This is a genomic window from Serratia myotis (assembly GCF_027474885.1).
Classification (GTDB): domain Bacteria; phylum Pseudomonadota; class Gammaproteobacteria; order Enterobacterales; family Enterobacteriaceae; genus Serratia; species Serratia proteamaculans.
Window position 1 is genome coordinate 3447466 of record NZ_CP099707.1, and the last position, 19742, is coordinate 3467207.

At 56.9% G+C, this 19742-nt stretch carries 14 protein-coding genes; 10 read left to right on the forward strand and 4 right to left on the reverse strand.

Annotated features, from left to right (window positions below):
- The first annotated feature begins 3 nt into the window (after nt 1–3).
- From tssF to NHG65_RS16435, 10 genes are all read left to right on the forward strand, one after another.
- Nucleotides 4–1890, forward strand: a complete 1887-nt coding sequence (tssF, locus tag NHG65_RS16390; protein WP_099064681.1) for a type VI secretion system baseplate subunit TssF — start codon at nt 4–6, stop codon at nt 1888–1890.
- Nucleotides 1887–2960, forward strand: a complete 1074-nt coding sequence (tssG, locus tag NHG65_RS16395; RefSeq protein ID WP_499182426.1) for a type VI secretion system baseplate subunit TssG — start codon at nt 1887–1889, stop codon at nt 2958–2960. The genes tssF and tssG overlap by 4 nt, the downstream gene beginning before the upstream one ends.
- Before the next feature lie 56 nt (nt 2961–3016).
- Nucleotides 3017–5683, forward strand: coding sequence for a type VI secretion system ATPase TssH (gene tssH, locus NHG65_RS16400; RefSeq protein WP_499182427.1), 2667 nt, complete (start codon nt 3017–3019; stop codon nt 5681–5683).
- 48 nt (nt 5684–5731) lie between these two features.
- Nucleotides 5732–7189: a serine/threonine protein kinase gene (locus tag NHG65_RS16405; RefSeq protein WP_499182428.1), complete on the forward strand. Its 1458-nt coding sequence runs from the start codon at nt 5732–5734 to the stop codon at nt 7187–7189.
- Between the two features lie 210 nt (nt 7190–7399).
- Nucleotides 7400–9328, forward strand: coding sequence for a type VI secretion system Vgr family protein (locus NHG65_RS16410; RefSeq protein WP_099064685.1), 1929 nt, complete (start codon nt 7400–7402; stop codon nt 9326–9328).
- 41 nt (nt 9329–9369) lie between these two features.
- Entirely contained in the window at nt 9370–9810 is a 441-nt protein-coding gene (locus NHG65_RS16415) for a DcrB-related protein (protein WP_099064686.1), read from the forward strand.
- Between the two features lie 2 nt (nt 9811–9812).
- Complete coding sequence (locus NHG65_RS16420; RefSeq protein ID WP_499182429.1) at nt 9813–14237, forward strand: RHS repeat-associated core domain-containing protein; 4425 nt, start codon at nt 9813–9815, stop codon at nt 14235–14237.
- A 1-nt stretch (nt 14238) separates the two neighbouring features.
- Nucleotides 14239–14727, forward strand: coding sequence for a hypothetical protein (locus NHG65_RS16425; RefSeq protein ID WP_157765464.1), 489 nt, complete (start codon nt 14239–14241; stop codon nt 14725–14727).
- Between the two features lie 505 nt (nt 14728–15232).
- On the forward strand, nt 15233–15715 hold the full coding sequence (locus NHG65_RS16430; RefSeq protein ID WP_012145741.1) for an Hcp family type VI secretion system effector: 483 nt from the start codon (nt 15233–15235) through the stop codon (nt 15713–15715).
- 14 nt (nt 15716–15729) lie between these two features.
- On the forward strand, nt 15730–16641 hold the full coding sequence (locus tag NHG65_RS16435) for a hypothetical protein (RefSeq protein ID WP_499182430.1): 912 nt from the start codon (nt 15730–15732) through the stop codon (nt 16639–16641).
- A gap of 94 nt (nt 16642–16735) precedes the next feature.
- Here the strand turns inward: NHG65_RS16435 and sbmC are convergent, their stop codons facing one another.
- The 4 genes from sbmC to NHG65_RS16455 all read right to left on the reverse strand — a co-directional run bounded on the left by sbmC (nt 16736) and on the right by NHG65_RS16455 (nt 19740).
- Nucleotides 16736–17206 (reverse strand): DNA gyrase inhibitor SbmC, encoded by a 471-nt coding sequence (gene sbmC / locus NHG65_RS16440; RefSeq protein ID WP_283603494.1) that lies wholly within the window; start codon nt 17204–17206, stop codon nt 16736–16738.
- Nucleotides 17207–17238: 32 nt separating this feature from the next.
- A complete protein-coding gene (kynA, locus tag NHG65_RS16445) occupies nt 17239–18081 on the reverse strand; it encodes a tryptophan 2,3-dioxygenase (RefSeq protein ID WP_099064691.1) in 843 nt (280 codons plus the stop codon).
- Between the two features lie 199 nt (nt 18082–18280).
- Nucleotides 18281–18796, reverse strand: a complete 516-nt coding sequence (locus NHG65_RS16450) for a MaoC family dehydratase (protein ID WP_099064692.1) — start codon at nt 18794–18796, stop codon at nt 18281–18283.
- Entirely contained in the window at nt 18790–19740 is a 951-nt protein-coding gene (locus NHG65_RS16455; protein WP_499182431.1) for an ornithine cyclodeaminase family protein, read from the reverse strand. Before NHG65_RS16455 ends, NHG65_RS16450 begins: the two co-directional genes overlap by 7 nt.
- Nucleotides 19741–19742 lie beyond the last annotated feature (2 nt).

Sequence of the window (19742 nt, forward strand, 5' to 3'; positions counted from 1 at the left end):
GCGATGGACAGTAAACTTTTAGATTATTACAACCGCGAGCTGGCCTATCTGCGCGAGATGGGCGCGGAATTCGCCGAGCAGTATCCGAAAGTGGCGGGCCGCCTCGGCATGCGTGGCATCGACGTGGCGGATCCTTATATCGAGCGTCTGATGGAGGGCTTCGCCTTTCTCACTTCGCGCGTGCAACTGAAGATGGACGCGGAGTTTCCACGTTTCTCCCAACGCCTGCTGGAGATTATCTACCCCAATTACCTGTCGCCGACGCCGTCGATGGCGATTGCCGAACTGCAACCGGACAGCAACAAAGGCGACATCAGCAACGGCTTTGTGGTGCCGCGCGGTACCATGATGGACAGCCAGTCGCTGAAAAAGAGCGGCATCACCTGCAGCTATACCACCGCGCACGACGTCACGCTGCAGCCTGTGCGGCTGAAAAGCGTCGAGCTGGGCGGCATTCCGGCTGATATCCCGTTGGCCAGCCTGGGGTTGCAGCACAACGGCTGCGTCAGCGCGTTGCGTATCCGGCTGGAATGTTATGACAGCGTCACGCTGAACAACCTGCAGTTAGACCAATTGATGTTCTACCTCGCTGGCCCGGATTTGCAGGCGCAGCAACTGCTGGAACTGCTGATGCAGCACAGCGTCGGGCTGATTTGCCAGACGGTGGAAGCACAACCGCAGCGGAGAGTGCTGGCGCTGGATGGGTTACGCCAGGAAGGCTTTGCCGCCGATCAGGCACTGCTGCCGAACGATCTGCGCAACTTTGAAGGCTATCGCCTGCTACAGGAATATTTTGCCTTCCCGGCGCGCTTCCAGTTCTTCAGCGTCAACGGTATACGCCCGCTGTTGCAAAGCGTACGTGAAGGCAAAAAAACGCTGCGGCAGTTTGAGATCCTGGTGTTGCTTGACCGCCAGGATGCGGCGCTGGAACGGGTGATCGACGTCAGTCATTTGGCGCTGCACTGCACGCCGGTGATTAATCTGTTCCCCAAAGTCGCCGAACGCATCACTGTCAGCGAAAAAAGCCATGAATATCATCTGGTGGTCGATAATATTCGCCCACTTGATTATGAGGTGTTCTCTGTTCAACGGCTCGGCGGCAGCGCCAGCGAAAAACGCTATGAGCAGGAGTTTCGACCGTTTTACAGCACCCTGAGCGCGGATGACGGCAACTATGGCGCTTACTTTTCACTGCGCCGCGAACAGCGCACGCTGTCCGAACACGCCCGCCGCTACGGCACCCGCACCGGCTATGTCGGTTCGGAAGTGTTCGTCTCGCTGGTGGATGAACGGCAGTCACCCTGGCATAGCGACCTGAAATACCTCACCGCCGACGTGCTGTGCACCAGCCGCGATTTGCCGCTAATGCTGTTGCAACAGGATCAGGGCAATTTCGTGATGCCGGACTCGATCCCGATTAAACAGGTGTCGCTGAAAAAAGGCCCGACGCCGCCGCGCCCGGCACTGGCCGAAGGCATGATCACCTGGCGGCTGATCAGCCAGCTGCAACTGAACTACCTCAGCATGATGGACGGTGACCCGGAACAAGGTGCTGCCAGCCTGCGCCAGTTGCTCGGGCTGTACGGTAACCTGAGCGAACCGGCAATCACCAAGCAGATCCAGGGCGTGCGCCACTGTAACCTGCGCCCGGTTTACCGCCGCGTACCCGAGCCAGGCCCGATCGTATTCGCACGCGGCATCGCCATCGATCTGACCGTTGACGAGCAGTCGTTCTCCGGCAGCAGCCCCTACCTGTTGGGCAGCGTGCTGGAGCGGTTGTTCTCCCGACTGGTGGCGATGAACACCTTTACCGAAATGACGCTTTCCAGCCAACAACGCGGCGAGATCGCCCACTGGCAGGCGCGCATGGGCAAAAGGACGCTGATTTGAGCCCGCATCTCGCCGGGGCGGAACTGACGGCACCGCCACAGATTAATGCCTTGCACCGCCTGCCGGAGGATTTCTGGCTGCGGCTGAGCAATGCGCCTTATAAACACGATTTATTTCAGTTGCTGCGCCGCCTCGATGCTCAGGGCGGGCAAGCTTACCTGCTGGGCCGCGCCCCATTGCCACGCCATGAAATGCTGCGGTTGGGGCAAGAACCTTCGCTGTCGTTCGCCCCGTCGACGCTGGCACAGGTCAGCCCACGGTCGCAAAGTCCGTTACACGACGTTTCGATTTTCAGCTTTGGCCTGTTTGGTCCCAATGGGCCGCTGCCGCTGCACCTGACCGAATACGTGCGTGAACGGGTCCATCACCATCAGGACACCACCCTGCTGGCCTTTGCCAACCTGTTTCACCACCGGCTAACGCTATTGTTTTACCGCGCCTGGGCCGATGCACAACCCACGGTATCGCTGGATCGTCAGGATGACCGGCGTTTCGACCAATACCTTTCCAGCCTGATTGGCATCGGCCAACCGGCGCAACAACAACGCGACAGTATCAATGCCCATGCCAAGCATTTTATGGCCGGTCATCTGATTCGCCACAGCCGCGATCCGGAAGGGTTAAGCAAAATCTTGCAGCAGTACTTCAAGGTACCGGTGCGCATCGTGGAAAACGTACCGCACTGGCTGCGGGTAGAACCACGCGAACAGGCTCGCCTCAAGGCGGGTCGCGGTGCCCCCCGGCTGGGAGAATCCTCGTTCCTTGGCATTGCAGTGCGCGATATTCAACACAAGTTCCGCATCGAACTGGGGCCAATGTCACAACAAAACTATGAGCGTTTTCTGCCCGGTGCCGAACTGTGCCGTCAGTTGCGTGATTGGGTGCGCCAATATCTGGGCATCGAGTTTGTTTGGGAACTGCGGCTGATTCTGGCGAAAGATCAGCTCAGCGGCACCCAACTCGGCGGTACTCAGCGCCTGGGATTAAGCAGTTGGTTGGAAGACGCCCGCCACCAACGCGACCTTGACGATCTGATCTTCAGCCCCGAACCGCTGGAAAACCCGTTCTGACTTTATTCTGGCCGGAGCCATACAGCGCTCCGCCACTCTGAGACCTGAGGAAAACCATGTCTGAAATCAGCCGCTCGGTATTATTTGGCAAACTGGATAGCCTGTTATTCACCTCTCTGGAAAGTGCGACGGCGTTTTGCAAGCTGCGCGGTAACCCTTACGTTGAGCTGGTGCACTGGCTGCATCAACTGATGCAGGCACCGGATGCGGACCTGCAACAGGTGATCCGCCACTTTGCACTGGATGAGGCGCAACTGGCGCGCGATATCGTCGAGGCGCTGGACCGTCTGCCGCGGGGTGCCAGCGCGATTTCCGATCTGTCCGAGCATATCGACAGCGCCGTAGAGCGTGCCTGGGTTTATGGTTCGCTGAAGTTCGGTGCCACACAGATCCGCGGCGGCCATCTGCTGCTTGGCATCCTGAAAACCTACAGCCTGCGCCACCTGCTGAAGGCCATCTCCGCACAGTTTGAACACATCAACGCCGATTTGCTGATGGAGCAATTTGCCACCATCACCGCCCACTCGGCAGAAAACAACCTGACGCCGAGCGCCCAGGCCGAGACTACCCCGATGGCGGCGCAGAGCGGCGGCAGCGTGCTGGCGCAATATGCTCAGGATCTGACCGCCAGGGCACGCAACGGCGAGATCGACCCGGTGACCGGGCGTGACGAAGAAATCCGCCAGATTGTCGATATTCTGATGCGTCGCCGCCAGAATAACCCGCTGCTGACCGGTGAGGCCGGAGTCGGCAAAACCGCTGTGGTCGAAGGGCTGGCGCTGCGTATTGTGGCCGGTGACGTCCCGCCGCAGTTGCGCGATGTTCAGCTTTATCTACTGGATATCGGCATGTTGCAGGCCGGAGCCGGGGTTAAGGGCGAGTTCGAAAAACGTCTGCAGACGGTGATTGATGAAGTTCAATCCAGCCCGACCCCCATCATTTTGTTTATCGACGAAATCCATACGCTGATCGGTGCCGGTGGCGCTCAGGGCACCGGTGATGCCGCCAACCTGTTGAAACCGGCGCTGGCACGCGGCCAGTTGCGCACCGTCGGTGCCACCACCTGGTCGGAATACAAAAAATACATTGAGAAAGACCCGGCGCTGACCCGCCGTTTCCAGGTAGTGCAGGTGCATGAGCCGAGCGAAGACAAGGCGTTGTTGATGCTGCGCAGCACCGTCAGCCCGCTGGAGCAACACCACCGCGTGCTGCTGCTGGATGAGGCGGTCGACGCCGCCGTGCGTCTGTCGCATCGTTACATTCCGGCCCGCCAGTTACCGGACAAGGCCGTAGCGCTGCTGGACACCGCTTGTGCACGCGTCGCGGTCAGTCAACATGCGGAACCCGCACAGGTGGAAGACTGCCGCCACCGCATTGAAGCATTACAGATTGAATTGGAGATCGCCCAGCGCGAAACCAAGGTCGGCATCGGCAATCCGCAGCGCCCGCAGGATATCGAAGCTCAGTTGGCGCTGTTGCAACAGCAACTGGAACAGCTCACTACCCGCTGGCAGGATGAGCTGGCGCTGATCCAACAGATCATCGATCTGCGTGCCGAACTGCACGGGGAAGACGCTGTGGCTGAGCCAACTGACGAGGCCACAACAGATGAATCACCAACCGTCCCCACTGCCGAAGAACTGCGCGCCCGGTTGGCGCAATTGCAGCAACAGCTTGGCGAGTTGCAGGGTGAGGCTCCGCTGATTTTCGCCGCTGTCGATGCCAACGTGGTAGCCGCAGTGGTATCCGACTGGACAGGTATCCCACTGGGTCGCATGGTCAAAAATGAGATTGACGCGGTACTGCAACTGGCGGATACGCTCAACCAACGGGTTATCGGCCAGCGACATGCGTTGGATCTGATCGCCCGCCGGGTACGTACCTCTCGGGCACGGCTGGACGATCCGAACAAGCCGGTCGGGGTCTTCCTGTTGGCAGGTCCCTCCGGCGTCGGGAAGACCGAAACCGCGCTGGCGCTGGCGGAAACGCTGTACGGCGGCGAGCAGAACGTGATTACCATCAACATGAGCGAGTTCCAGGAGTCGCATACCGTTTCAACGCTGAAAGGCGCCCCGCCAGGCTATGTGGGTTACGGCGAGGGGGGCGTGCTGACCGAAGCGGTACGCCGTCGCCCTTACAGCGTGGTGCTGCTGGACGAAATAGAAAAAGCCCATCCGGATGTACACGAGATCTTCTTCCAGGTGTTCGATAAAGGCTGGATGGAAGACGGCGAAGGCCGCCATATCGATTTCCGTAACACCATCATTATTCTGACCTCTAACGTCGGTACCGATCTGATCGCCGGACTGTGCAGCGATGCGGATCTGATGCCGGAACCGGAGGCGCTGAGCGGTGCCCTGCGCGAACCGCTGCTGTCGGTGTTCCCGGCGGCGCTGCTTGGCCGCCTGCTGGTGGTGCCTTACTACCCGCTGACCGACGCCACGCTGGGCAACATCGTGCGGCTGCAACTGGGACGGGTACAACGCCGGCTGGCGGAAAACCACGATATCGTCTGCACCTTCGACGACGCGGTGATCGAGCAAATCGTCAGCCGCTGTACCGAAGTGGAGTCCGGCGGCCGTATGGTCGACGCCATTCTGACCAACAATCTGCTGCCGCAGATCAGCCACACCTTACTGACCGGCAGCGCCAACGATCAGCGCTATCGCCAACTGCATATCGCGCTACAGCAAAACGAATTTATTTGTCAATTTCAGGCATAACGCCGCGGCCGCCGGCACGGCGGCCATTGTTCACAGAGAGTCATCATTATGTCGGGAACCGGGGTAATCAAACCGAATTCAAACAGCCTGCCGATCGGCTATCGGTTTAATGAGTTCGAGATCAAGGAAGCTATCGGCGAAGGCGGTTTCGGCATCGTCTATCGCGCCTACGATCATCAACTGGAACGCACCATCGCCATCAAAGAGTACATGCCGACCTCGCTGGCCATGCGCAATGACGATCTGAGCATCGGCTTGCGCGGTGAGCGTTTCAGCAAAACTTTCCAGGCCGGGTTAAACAGCTTTATTCAGGAAGCCCGTCTGCTGGCGCGTTTCTCACACCCAGGGCTGCTGCACGTGCTGCGCTTCTGGGAAGAGAACGGTACCGCCTACATGGGCACCCAGTTTTACAGCGGTACCACCCTGAAGAACCTGCAGGCCCAACAGCCTGAGAAAATCGACGAGCCCTGGATCCGCAGGCTGCTGCCGCCGCTGTTCAGCGCCATCAACACCATCCATCAGGAAGGTTATCTGCACCGTGACATTTCACTGGATAACATTCAGATCCAGGAAAATCAGCTGCCGGTGCTGCTGGACTTTGGTTCGGCGCGCAAAGAGATCGGCAACCTGTCTGACGAAACGGAAATCATGCTGAAGCCGGGCTACGCGCCGATTGAGCAATACACCGAGAACAGCGACGGTGAACAGGGCCCCTGGACCGACATTTACGCTCTGGGTGCCGTGCTGCATACGTTGATCGTCGGTTCACCGCCGCCGGTCAGCGTGGTGCGCAGCATCGAGGACAGCTATCAACCGCTGACCGAGCGCCGCCCGACGGGCTATTCACTGGAGCTGCTGCGCACTATCGATCATGCGCTGGCATTGAAACCGGAAGATCGGCCGCAAACCATCGACGAGATGGCGGAACTGTTGCACCTGCCGATTGCCGATGAAAACGAAATCATCAGCACCCCGGCCGCCGCCCCGGAAAACCTGCTGGTGGCCACCAATCCGGCAGCCGGCGCCGCAGCGGCAGGCACCGTCACCGCACATAGCATGAAGCTCACACGTCCAATGATGGCAGGCGCTGGCGTAGTGGCTCTGCTGGTGGTTGGCATCATCGCCTGGCTGAGCGGCGGCGACAGTACCCCAACGCCGATAGCCGCCAATACCCCGGACAATCCACCGGCGGATCAGCCCTTGGTGCCGCAACAGAGCGCGCCGCAGACGGCGGCCAATCCGTCGCCTGAGCAGCCACCTGCGGCCCAAACCGCCCCGGTGCCTCAGCCGGTGGCGCTGGTGTATTTCAAACTGCAACCCGGCGAACAGGTCAGCCTGGACGGCAAACCCCAGCAGGTGAGCGCGGGCAATAACGGTTTCGCCAGCCTGAATCTGGCACCGGGCAGCTATCAGTTGGAAATCCGCCATAACGACCAGTTGCGTCGCCAACAGCTTAGCATCGATAACGCCGGCACCTGGCTGGTCAACCCGGCCGTCGCCGGTTAACCCCGACGTCTCCAGCCCGCCACGGCGGGCCACACCATTTTCATGAGATTGACGCTGTAAATCCCCAAAATAACTGGCGGTGCGACCAGGCGGCAAACGACCCCATCCCCAGGAGCATAGACAACTATGTGACTGGGGTGAGGGAGAGCAGCCAACACAGTCACAATGACAGATATGAAGGTGATTTCGTCATTCACAGAGGACGTTCTCATGCTGGACCGCATTATTGCGCATACGCCACTGGGCCCGGAGCCATTGTTGTTCCGTTCGCTGGAAGGGACCGAAGCCCTTTCTACCCCCTTTGATTTCAGCATCGAGCTGCTGAGCAAAAATGCCCGCCTCGACCGCAAGGCCTTGCTCGGCCAACCCCTGACGCTGGAAATCCCCACCCAGGGGTTTCTCAGTACCCCCCGCTACCTGAACGGCAAGATCACTTCGATCGCCGTCGGCAGCGAAGAGATCGGCGGCACCCGTTATGCAGTGTATAACCTGCACGTGCAGCCAGACCTGTGGCCGATGACCAAGGACCGCAACTTCCGCATCTTCCAGGAACAGACGGTACCGCAGATCGTCAAAACCCTGCTGACTGAACATAATGTTCAGCTGGAAGACCAGCTCACAGGCGACTACCGCCTGTGGGGCTACTGCGTGCAGTACAACGAGAGCAGCTTCAACTTCATCAGCAGACTGATGGAGCTGGAAGGCATCTATTACTATTTCAAACATGAGATGGGCAAGCACACCCTGGTGCTGGGCGATGCGCCCCACCATCATCAGCCCTATCCCGGCTACGAGATGATCCCTTACCATCTGACGCCCTCCGGCGGCAGTACCAGCGAAGAAGGTATCAGCCAGTGGACCTTGTCCGATCACGTGACGCCGGGCATTTACAGTCTCGATGATTACGACTTCCGCAAACCCAACGCCTGGCTGTTTCAGGCACGTCAGAACCCCGCTTCACCGACGCCGGGTCAGATTGACGTTTACGACTGGCCGGGCCGCTACACCGAGCATCAGCAGGGGGAGTTCTACGCCCGTATCCGTCAGGAAACCTGGCAGGCCGAGCATCAGCAGATTGAAGGCACCGCCACCGCGCTGGGTATCGCCCCCGGCAGCACCTTCACGCTGTATAACGCGCCGCATGCGGACGACAACCGGGAATACCTGACGCTGCAAGCCAAATATCACCTGAAGGAAAACCGCTACGCCAGCGGCGACGATCAGCACAGCGAGCACCGCATCGATTTCACCGTGTTACCGGCCGATATTCCCTGGCACCCGGCACAGCAGGCCAGTTGGCCGAAAACCCACGGCCCGCAGACCGCAAAAGTGGTCGGCCCGGCAGGCGAGTCAATCTGGACCGACAAATACGGCCGCATCAAGGTGAAATTCCACTGGGATCGCTTCGGACCCAAAGACGATGGCAGCTCCTGCTGGGTGCGCGTTTCCAGTGCCTGGGCCGGACAGGGTTACGGCGGGGTGCAGATCCCACGCGTCAACGACGAAGTGGTGGTGGACTTTATCAACGGTGACCCGGACCGCCCGATCGTGACCGGTCGCGTGTATAACGACGCCAGCATGCCGCCCTGGGCACTGCCCGCCGCCGCGACCCAAATGGGCTTTATGAGCCGCACCAAGGACGGCACCGCTGACAACGCCAACGCCCTGCGCTTCGAAGATAAAGCCGGTTCGGAACAGGTGTGGATCCAGGCGGAACGCAATATGGATACCCAGGTAAAGAACGACGAGAGCCATAGCATTGACAAGAACCATACTCACCTGGTCGGCGGTAACCAGATGAAACGGGTGGTGCTCAACCAGGCGACCGGGGTTAAAGGCGACGCTTCGTCGCTGACCGGCAAAACGCGCGCCGACAATGTGGTAGACGCCTTCACCCTCGGATCCGGGGAGTCACTGCGGCTGGAATGCGGGGAAAGTGTCATTGAGCTGCGGGCCAATGGCCAGATCAACATCACCGGCACCAGCTTTAACATCACGGTCAAAAACGACGGCGAGATCAACACCGGCGGCAAGCTGCAACTCAATCAACCGGGCGGTGCCGCGCGCACTGCCGCCCCAGGGCCGGATCACAAAACGGCAATCCAGGGTGCCGTCGACCAGTTGTTCCCAAAATCCTGACCGCTGAATTTTTCGGTCCTCAATATCTTTAGAGAATACCCATGAATTATCTTTTCCAGGAAGGTCATTTCACCCTGCCCGCCGGCCCTTGGCAGGACTGCACCGTCAATATCCTCAAAAACCCGCAGACCGGCGCTTCGCTGGTGATCACCCGTGGCGCGATCCCGCAGGACAGCACGCTGGAAGACGAGTTTGACAAACAGTGGCAGGCGCTGCTGCCGCAGATCACGGATTTGCAGCAGTCGCCACGCCAGCGCATCAGCGCCGGGCCCAACCACCTTATCCGGGCTATCGAGGTCACCAGCAATTTTATTCGCGCCGGACACCACCACCATCAGCATCAGTTAGCGGCCCAACCCGAGGGAAGCCAGACGCTGCTGATCGTGACTTATTCCTCAATGAAATCTTTCACCGCTGAGGATGACCATGAATGGCAGCAGGTGAAAGCCTCGCTGGCATTGACCGGACAGGATGACCGATAACCATGAGCGATATTTGGGCGGCAAGAAAGGATGACGAACTGATCCATACCAGCCCGCTGGCGGACATCGCCAGCGCCGTTGCCGAGGTCGCGGTTTACTCACTGGCGACAGCCGCCGTTGCGGCCGCAGCGGCAGCGGCAGCCCCGGCACTGGCGGGTGTGGCTGTGCTGGGGGCTGCGGCGACGGCGGCTTCCGGCTGTGTCGGTGCCGGTCTGATCGTCGGTTTCACCGCCAGCCTGACCGGCGTCGGCGAGCATATCAGCAACGGCTGCGACACCGTGGCCAACTGGCTGTTTCCTCCCGTGGTCTCCGGTGTGATCCTCACGGGATCTGCCAACGTTTTAACCAACGCCAAACCGGCCGCACGTGCCGCCGGTCGGTTGCTCACCGCTGATGAGATCAAGGCCCTGCCCGCGCCGCAACCGCCACAAAGTTTTTGGGATTACGGTTCTGAGCTGCTGGCCGCTGGCGGTAATATCATCTCGCAGTTGTGGCAGCCCAGCGTCGCCGGTCCCAGCCTGCCCAGCCAGGCGCTGGAAGAAGACAAGATCGCCTGCGACAAGCACCCCAGCCCGCAATACCTGGCGGAAGGTTCCGGCAAGGTATTCATTAACGGTCAACCGGCCGTGCGCAGTAACGACCGTTCAACCTGTGAAGCCAAGGTCTCGACCGACGTTTCAAAGAACGTGCTGATCGGCGGTGACGCGGTTGTGGTACGGGATATCAAGAGCGGCAAACTGCCGGGTATCGGCCTGGCGCTGACCGTGCTGCCCTTGTTGCTAGGCAACCCAGCCAAGTTGGTTAAAAACCTGCCCTGCATGATTGGCGGCGGCCTGGCCGCAGCGGGTGCCAATGCGTTAGGAGAAGCGATCCACGCCGCATTTAATCCAGTGCACGCTGCCACCGGTGCCAAGGTACTGAACGGCGAAGAGGATATCGATCTGCTGCTGTCGGCACGCTTCCCTTTGGTCTGGCAGCGTAACTACAACAGTCGCAACCGCTATCAGGGCCTGTTCGGTCACGGCTGGCGCACGCCGTTTGAAACCTGGGTCGATCTGGCTGACGACGGTAAAGGCAACGTCGAATGTTGTCTGCATGATGAAACTGGCCGCGAACTGCGCTTCCCTCTGCCCGAGGTGAATAAACCCAGCTTCAGCGCCGGTGAAGGGCTGATGTTCCGCAGCGGTGAAGAAGGCCAACTGGTCATCGCCGATACCGACGGCAGCGTGTGGCGGCTGTTTGTCCCGCTACCACAGGATCCCTCTCGCCTGCGGTTAATGTCGCTCAGCGACGAATATGATAATGCGCTGCTGTTGAGCTACGACGAACAGCAACGCCTGAGCCAGATCAGCGACAGTGCCAACGCCATGACGCTGCAACTGGAATACGCTGACGAACGCTTTGCGGACCGCGTTACGGCACTGCGCCATAACGATGAGACGCGAGTACGTTATTGCTATAACGACACCGGCGATCTCCACCAGGTGGTTGACGCCGGTGACCTGATTACTCGTGAGTTCCATTATAACGACCAGTCTCTGTTGACCCGTCATCAACAGGCCGGTGGCCCCTATTTCGAGTATCGCTGGGCGATGTTTGACGACTGGCGAGTGGTGGAACACCGCGATGAAGCCGGTAGCGGCTGCACCATTGATTACGACCTGGCTGCAGGCCTGACCACCGTCACCGAATACGATGGTCTGCAACACAGCCACCGCTGGAACGCCCAGCAATTAATTACCGAATACATCGATGAGCGCGGCGAAATCTGGCGTTACCAGTGGAACGACGAAGATATGCTGGTCGCCACCCAGGATCCGCTGGGTCATGGCTGGCAATTTCGCTATGACGAGGCCGGTAATCTGGTCGAAGAAGAAGACCCGCTCGGCCACATCCGCCTGACTCAATGGCTGCCACAGCGTGCGCTGCCGGTCAGTATCAAAGCGCCAAACGGTGCCGCACAGTATTTTTATTACGATCAGCGCCACGCGCTGGTAGCCGACGTTGATGCACTCGGTCACACCCAGCGTTATTTGCGCGATGACTACGGCCAGGTCGTGCAGTCGGTCGACGCCAACGGTGGCATCAGCCATTTCGCCTATGATGAACACGGCCAGTTGATCCGCGCCCGCGATTGCTCCGGCAAACAGACCACCTACAGCTACCTGCCACAAGGCTGGTTAACCGAGGTCACCGACGCCGCCGGTGAGAGCACCCACTATCATTACGACAAAGCCGGCCGCCTGACACAGTTGCAACGTGCCGAAGGTTGGCAGGAGAGATTAGGCTGGAACGAACAGGGTCAGTTGGTGCATTACCAGGGGGCCGATGGCCGCCTGACACACTACCGTTACGACAGCGTCGGCCGCCTGCTGGCGACCCGCAACCCGCTCGATGGCGAAGTGCTGCGCAGCTACGATACTCGTGGTCGGCTGACCGCCCTGCGCAATGAGAACGGCGAGAGCTACGGCTTCCAATGGACAGCGGCCAATCTGCTGCAGGAAGAGACCGGGCTGGACGGTATCAGCACCCGCTATCGTTATGACGAGTGCCGCCGGGTTATTGAACGCACCTTTGCGGCCAATACGCCGGCCGCTTTTTCACACTACTTCAGCCATGACGCCGCCGGGCAACTGTCGAACAAACAGACACCGGACGGGGAAACCCGCTATCGCTACAACCCGGTCGGCCAGTTACTGCACGCCGCCTTCTATCGCGGCGATGTGTGGCGGGATTACCAGCCGACAGCGGAAAGCGAAGTCAGCTTCAGCTATGACCTGCTGGGTCGGGTGCTCAGCGAGCAAAGCACCCAGGGCACGCTGAACTATGATTACGACCCGATGGGCAACCGCACGCAGATTGCCCTGCCCGACGGCCGCACCCTGCGCTCGCTGTATTACGGCAGCGGCCACCTGCTGCAGGTGGCGCTGGATGACGTCACCATTAGCGAATTCGAACGCGACAACCTGCACCGTGAACTGAGCCGCACTCAGGGCCGACTGACCAGCCGGCTGCACTATGATCGGCTCGGACGCAAAGACCGCAGGGAGATTTTTAACGATAACCGCCAACGCCCTGCCCCGGCCAACAGCTCGCGGCAGTGGTTCTACGACTATCAGAACAACCTGACGCGCGAAGAACAGAACGCCAACCCGTTCGCCTATCAGCGCTATCACTACGATGCCGCAGGCCGCCTGCTAAGCCAGGACGGCACCTTGCCGGACACCGAGCGCTACCGCTACGACCCGGCCTCCAACCTGTTGGATGAAGGTCAGTTCCGCCAACGGCATAACCGCGTGATGCACTATCAAGGCATCGATTACCGTTACGACACCTTTGGCCGCACGGTGGAAAAGCGCAAGGGCAACTCACGCTGGCAGTACCGCTACGACGCCGAGCACCGCCTTTGCGAAGTGGTACGCTATAGCCTGCACCGTAGTGAACCCTTGCAGCATGTGCAGTTTCGTTACGATCCGCTCGGGCGACGCACGCAGAAACAGGTGTGGCTGCAAAGCCAGGACCTGCGCCAAACGACCGGCAAGCGCCAGACCACCACCTTCCTGTGGGAAGGCTTCCGATTGCTGCAGGAAACGCGCGACGGTATGCCGCTCACCTATGTGTATGCCGATCAGGGGAGTTACGAGCCGCTGGCACGTATCGACGGCGGGCCGCAGGCGCAGGTGTTTTACTTCCACACCGCGCCCAACGGCGAGCCGGAAAGCCTGACCGACCGCGATGGCACTCTATGCTGGCAAGGCCACAGCAGCGCCTGGGGCAAAACAAAGTATGAGGAAAATCAGCAGCATCTGGATTACTCCCAAAACCTGCGCCTGCAGGGCCAATACCTGGATCGCGAAACCGGATTGCACTACAATCTGTTCCGTTATTACGACCCGGATATCGGCAGATTTACCCAGCACGACCCGATTGGGTTGGCGGGCGGGATAAACCTTTATCAGTATGCGCCGAATCCTTTGGGGTGGGTGGATCCTTGGGGATGGAAACCGCGATGTGCTCCAACCAAAGACAACGATCATAATCAGGCTGCTTTTGGTCGACAGTGGCAAGGGCGTGGTATCTATAAAGGACGGGATTCATGGTCAAACACAATGCTAAAAGAAGGTGATATTGTTTATGGTGGCGCTCCTGGGCAGTCAGGTTTCTACTTTGATAAGGCCACATTAAATGCCGCAGGTGGAAGTCGACAGAAACTCTGGGAGAGTTTGCAAGTGCTTCCACATGAAAAATTTGGCTTTAGATCAAAAATACAAGCATATAGAGTTAAAAGAGAAGCAGTAGCTGGAACAGGTAAAGCGCTATCACAGGATCAATCGAGATTCGGTAAGGGGGGAGGAACTCAATATTTTCTCTCGAATTATAAAACTGTACTTGAACCGATTGGAAAACCTTTTGAACTTGGACTTTAAGATGCAAATAAATACCCATAATGGTGAGTTAGAACTAAACAAAATAACTGTAAGTCCGACCACAACTAAAGAAGAGTTAATGATAAAGCCTGTATCTTTTGAAGGGTGGCCAGAGAAATCAGATGGCAGTACAACTTCATACAGAACCATAATAAATTCAAGCAATAAAAAACTAGGTAAAATATATTTAATAATTGATTTTTCCGAACCATTTTCAAAAAATGCTTTACTTTGTAGTTGGCGTTTTGCTCCGGAGAAATTAATGATGGGAGAACAAAGTAAACCTGAGGGTAAAGTTACCAAAAGTCTTCGAGCATGGTTTAAAAGTGAAACCTCAATACAGTTGCCCGTTAGTGGGCCTTGGGGACACATTGACGCTGCCTATGACCCTCATAATTTAACCGGAACCATAGTATGTAACTATCGAAGCAGCTTTCGTGATGAAGGAGAATGGCAACGTTATTGCAGAAGAAACAAAATAACTTACTGAATTAACGGGGACTATCTCTTCGATTGGGTTTTAATCCAAAGTGTCTTTTTGGTTTTAGATCGAAGTCGTACGCTGTACCGTAAAGATCCCCTGCCGCCTATACAGATCCGATATAATCCTTTCAGGCTGATGGGATTAACACGCATCAATATATGCCAAAGCGACCTGCGTTGATAAATATAGACAAAGGCACATTATAAAAATAGATAACCACTCTATCTAATCAATAATAGTTTGATAAAAAGCATTCGTTAACTCACCCCTAAATTTAAAAACCTGTGGTAGTGCTACTTCTCTGCACTGCACAACCAAACTCACCCTAAAAACCAAAGGAGAGATACCCACCCATAGCCGTTGCAATCACCATTGATATTTAGTTCAAGTTTAATTCTGGGCGTATTAGCAAATGCTGTAACTGCCCAGAAGTATCACCTCACTTATTGGCCTTGATGGATATAAATCCGCTTCGCCAATGCAAATTAATCAATTTCATATAGGTATCAAAATGGCAATTGACTCATTTCTGAAGGTTGACGGGGTTACTGGCGAATCTAATGATTCTAATCACAAAAATTGGACTGATATTCTGTCATTCAACTGGGGGGCGACCCAGTCTGGCAATATGGCCGTAGGCGGTGGCGGCGGGACAGGGAAAGTAAACTTCAAGGATTTGGAGGTGCAGGCACTTATCGATAAATCCACACCGGCCATTCTGAAGTTTTGCTCCAGCGGTAAACATGTAACCAAAGTTGAACTTTCTATCTGCAAGGCCGGGGGTACCCAGGTCGAATATACCAGGATCGTGCTGGAAGATGTCCTGGTCAGTATGGCGGACTTTACCGGTGTTGGGCACACCGACAATATCCTGGTTAAATATCGCTTCCAGGCTTCCAAGGTCAACCTGCATTACTGGGAGCAAAGCGCCAGCGGCACCAAAGGTGCAGAAACCAAAGCCGGTTGGGATATTAAACAGAATAAAGAGATTTAAACGAGGGCAGCACTATGGCAGACCCAACGCTGGCGATAGACAATCTGCTCAACGATCTCTCGGTATACAATGCTGCCGAGCTGCGGATAATTATCGCCTTTGTTAATGAGCTGGACAATACAGCGCTCAACCAGTATGAGAATGACTCCGAACGGGCAATCATGTCCAGTTTCGAACGATTGCGCCAGAGCAGTGATGCTCAGCGCAATGGTGAAGAAGATGACACCGACGTGATGGAAATGGGGCTATTAAATCATGGCAACAATACCACTCTGCAAGAGCGCTCTGGTTTCTTCCAAAAATATAAAACCTCGCTGCGGGGTTATGGGGGCAACGTCTATAACGACAGGCAAAAGAGTAACTATGATTATGCCGCCAAGGCAGTAGGTGCCGTGGGGGCATTATCGGGCGCAGGGGCTACCTATGCGGCGATCGCCGCCGCTCAGGCAGCAGACACGCTGATGACCAATATCTATGTCCGGTATGCCATGACGACGATCGGCGCGACCGGTATCGTCAGTGCCGGCCTGTTGATGCTCAGAAACACCTTGTCTGAGCGTCAGCAGACGGATAATAAAGACTTGCTGGAAGCAACCAAAAGAACGGCCAAGGCGAGGATCAAGCTGATTGAGTTCGTTAACGAAACGCGGATAAAAATAATCAAGGATGAAGAAAAATGCCGCAGTAATGCCGAGCTGTATATGGGCAGACGTTATACGGACCAGGCCAGGGGCAATGCGGATCCAAATCTGGATCGCATTGAAACTCTGTTATTTACCACCCTGAATGAACGATCCGCGCCGTTACAAGCGAAAATCCTGTTAACCAGTGAGCAGCAGTATGTCTCGGTAATCAGTGATAGGGGCACGACGGATATCTCAAAGGCGCATATGAAGTTAATGTATGAAATCGCCAGTACCTTCTAGCAGCTAATATAGGGAACTGAACCCGGTATTCGCCGGGTTCAGCCCCTTTCCTCTCCCTGAAACCTCAGCATTTCCCCTTCCCCGCACCGCAAACTCAACCTTTCTTCACCGTCTGGTAAATATCCAGGTCAAAGTAGCCGTCTGCCTCACAGTCGTTAAGGTAGTGCTCATAGCACACGCCCTCTACCGGCTGGTAACCGCTGGCCGGCAGTTCCCGCTGATAAAAATCGCCCCATACCCGCTCGAAATCCCCGTCGCTGACACGAACGTTGTAAATCGCATATTGCCCGGCGGGCAGCGTTTGCAGTACCACCCCTTCACTGGCCGACGTCGGCAATACGAAATCATCCGCCACGGTAAACACCACGTCGGCCCGCAGTCGCTCGGGGGCGACTTCAGCCGGGTCGTCCCAGTACAGCACCAACCATTTCCCTAATGGAACCTGGTGTTGCTGCTGCCAGGCCATCAGCCGTTGGCAGCCCTGAGGGATGGTTTGCGGATAAGGGCCAACGACCCGCAAGCCCACCACGGTTTCTGCCGCTTTATCTTCAATTCTTATCGCCATCACGACCCCCTCGCACTGTTACGGGATAAAGCTTAGGCACCAATCTCGGTGCGCACATCCAGCAGTTCCGGGAAGAAAGTCAGCTCGAGCGCTTTTTTCAGGAAACTGACGCCGCTGGAGCCGCCGGTGCCGGTTTTAAAGCCGATAATCCGCTCCACCGTCTTCATATGGCGGAAACGCCACAGGTGGAAGCTTTCTTCTATATCCACCAGCTTCTCAGCCATTTCATAGGCTTCCCAATACTTTTGTGGATGATCGTAGATCTCTTTAAATGCCGGCAACAGGTTCGGGTTACGCTGGTAAGGCTGCGTCCAGTCACGTTCGATACACTCTTGCGGAATAGGCAGGCCGTGGCGTGACAGGTAAAGCAGATATTCATCGTACAGGCTCGGTGCTTCAAGGATCGCCTTCAGCGCAGCGTGTTTTTCCGCATCGTTGCTGAACACCGCCAGCATGGCGGCATTCTTGTTGCCCAGCAAAAATTCGATTGAGCGGTACTGATGGGATTGAAAACCCGATGAATTGCCCAGCACATCGCGGAATTCAACGTACTCCGACGGCGTCAGGGTTTCCAACACGGCCCACTGTTCAAACAGCAGCCGCTGGATCTGTTTGACCCTGGCCAGGATTTTGAAGCAGTGGCTGAGTTTATCCTGCTGCACCAGTGCCCGCGCCGCCTGCAGCTCGTGCAGCATTAATTTCATCCACAGTTCAGAGGTCTGGTGCTGCACCACAAACAGCATCTCATCATGATGCTGTGGGTTCGACAACGGATGTTGGCAGTCCAGCAGTTGATCCAGGCACAGGTAGTCACCGTAGCTCATGCGTTTGGAAAAATCGGTGACAATCGCGCTTTCTATTTCCCGTTTGTTCATCTGTTCTCTCCGCTGCGCCCACGACCGGAAGCGGTGTGTAGCGTGCTGCAAACAGAAAACATAGTACAGAACCCCCAGGCCTGAAGGACTATCAACCAGAGTTGCCACGCAGATCTCAGGCTGGGTGGCAGCACATTCATTTCAAAGGTTTTTTCTGCTCATCCCCGCTGCGGTTATCAACGGGAATGAGTCGCCCTGTTTAATCCCGCGCAGATGAAGATTGGGCGGCAATATACTCCCGGCGCAGAACCATAAAGGATCTTTCGAAGGTGATCACCGTTTCGCCCGTGGATTTGATGCCCAGGGTTTCTACCGTGATAATGCCTTTATTCGGTTGGGATTTTGAAGGGCGTTTTGCCAGGATTTTGCTGGTGGCATAGAGCGTGTCACCGACAAAAAGCGGATCTTTCAAACGCACTTTTTCCCACCCCAGATTAGCGACGGCCCTGGCAGACAGGGCTTGTACGGTCATTCCGCTGACCAACGCCAGGGTAATGCTGCTGTTCACCAATACGCGGCCATATTCAACCTGGGCGCCATAGGCCTGATCGAAATGCAAAGGATGCTGGTTCATCGTCAGCAAGGTTAGCCAGGTATTGTCGGCCTCGGATAACGTGCGCCCCGGCCAGTGTTTGATGGTCATTCCCGGCTCGAAGTCCTCGTAATCCCCACCGTGTTCTTCAACATACTCGTTTTCGCCAACTCGTCTTAGCATGACCTTTTCTCCCTGGATGGATACAGTGCAATCGCCGCTGCCGTGTCTTCAATCGCCAGCCCCACGCTGCGAAACAACGTTGTCTGCCCTTCTCTTACCGCAACCTGGCCAAGAATGACGGCGCCGAGTTCATTTAGATCTTCAGGTTGAATGTAGCCCTGCGTGAGGGCGATGCGCACTTCTCCTGCGTCTTCCTGAGCGGCAGCGGCGGTTTCCACCACCACAAACGCCGTCTTCAGCAAGCTGGGCTCAACCTCAATAGCCTCTTCGTGGGTTCCACCAATAATGTTCAGATGCGCCCCCGGCGCTATCCAAGCGGCTTCGATCAGCGGCTCACAAGCGCTGGTGGATGTGGTCGTACAAATAATCTCCGCCCCCTGCACCGCCTCGAATGCGCTATTGCACAGAGTGACTCTGGCTTGCATCACCGAGCGTGCCCACCGTGCAAACTCTTCGGTTCTGGTCGGCGTGCGGGAAAAAATCCGCACCCTGCGGATCGGGCGGACGGCAAGCATCGCCAACAGTACGGCCCGGGCCTGTACCCCTGCGCCCAAAATGGCCAGATCCCCGGCATTTGCATTGGCACACAGCTGGGTCGCCAAGCCGGCAACGGCGCCGGTTCGTACTGCGGTTAAGCTCGCCCCATCAAGTAATGCCAGCATCTGGCCACTATCGACGTCGGTCAGCACCACCACCCCGTGGATCAACGGAAGGCCATGTTCGGCATTCCCCGGCGTGAGGGTGGTAATTTTGACACTGGCAACGCCGCGCTTCATCCAGCTTGCCGGGCTGATCAACATTTCAGAACGACCGTGGTTCAGCAAGGTGCGCGGCGGAGATTGTTCTTTACCGCTGCGTAAGTCCTGGAACACTTCACTCAGGGTCGCCATCACCTGCCGAAGTCGGTCCTCACCCGCCATTTCGGCAGCGTTTATCATTTGCATCG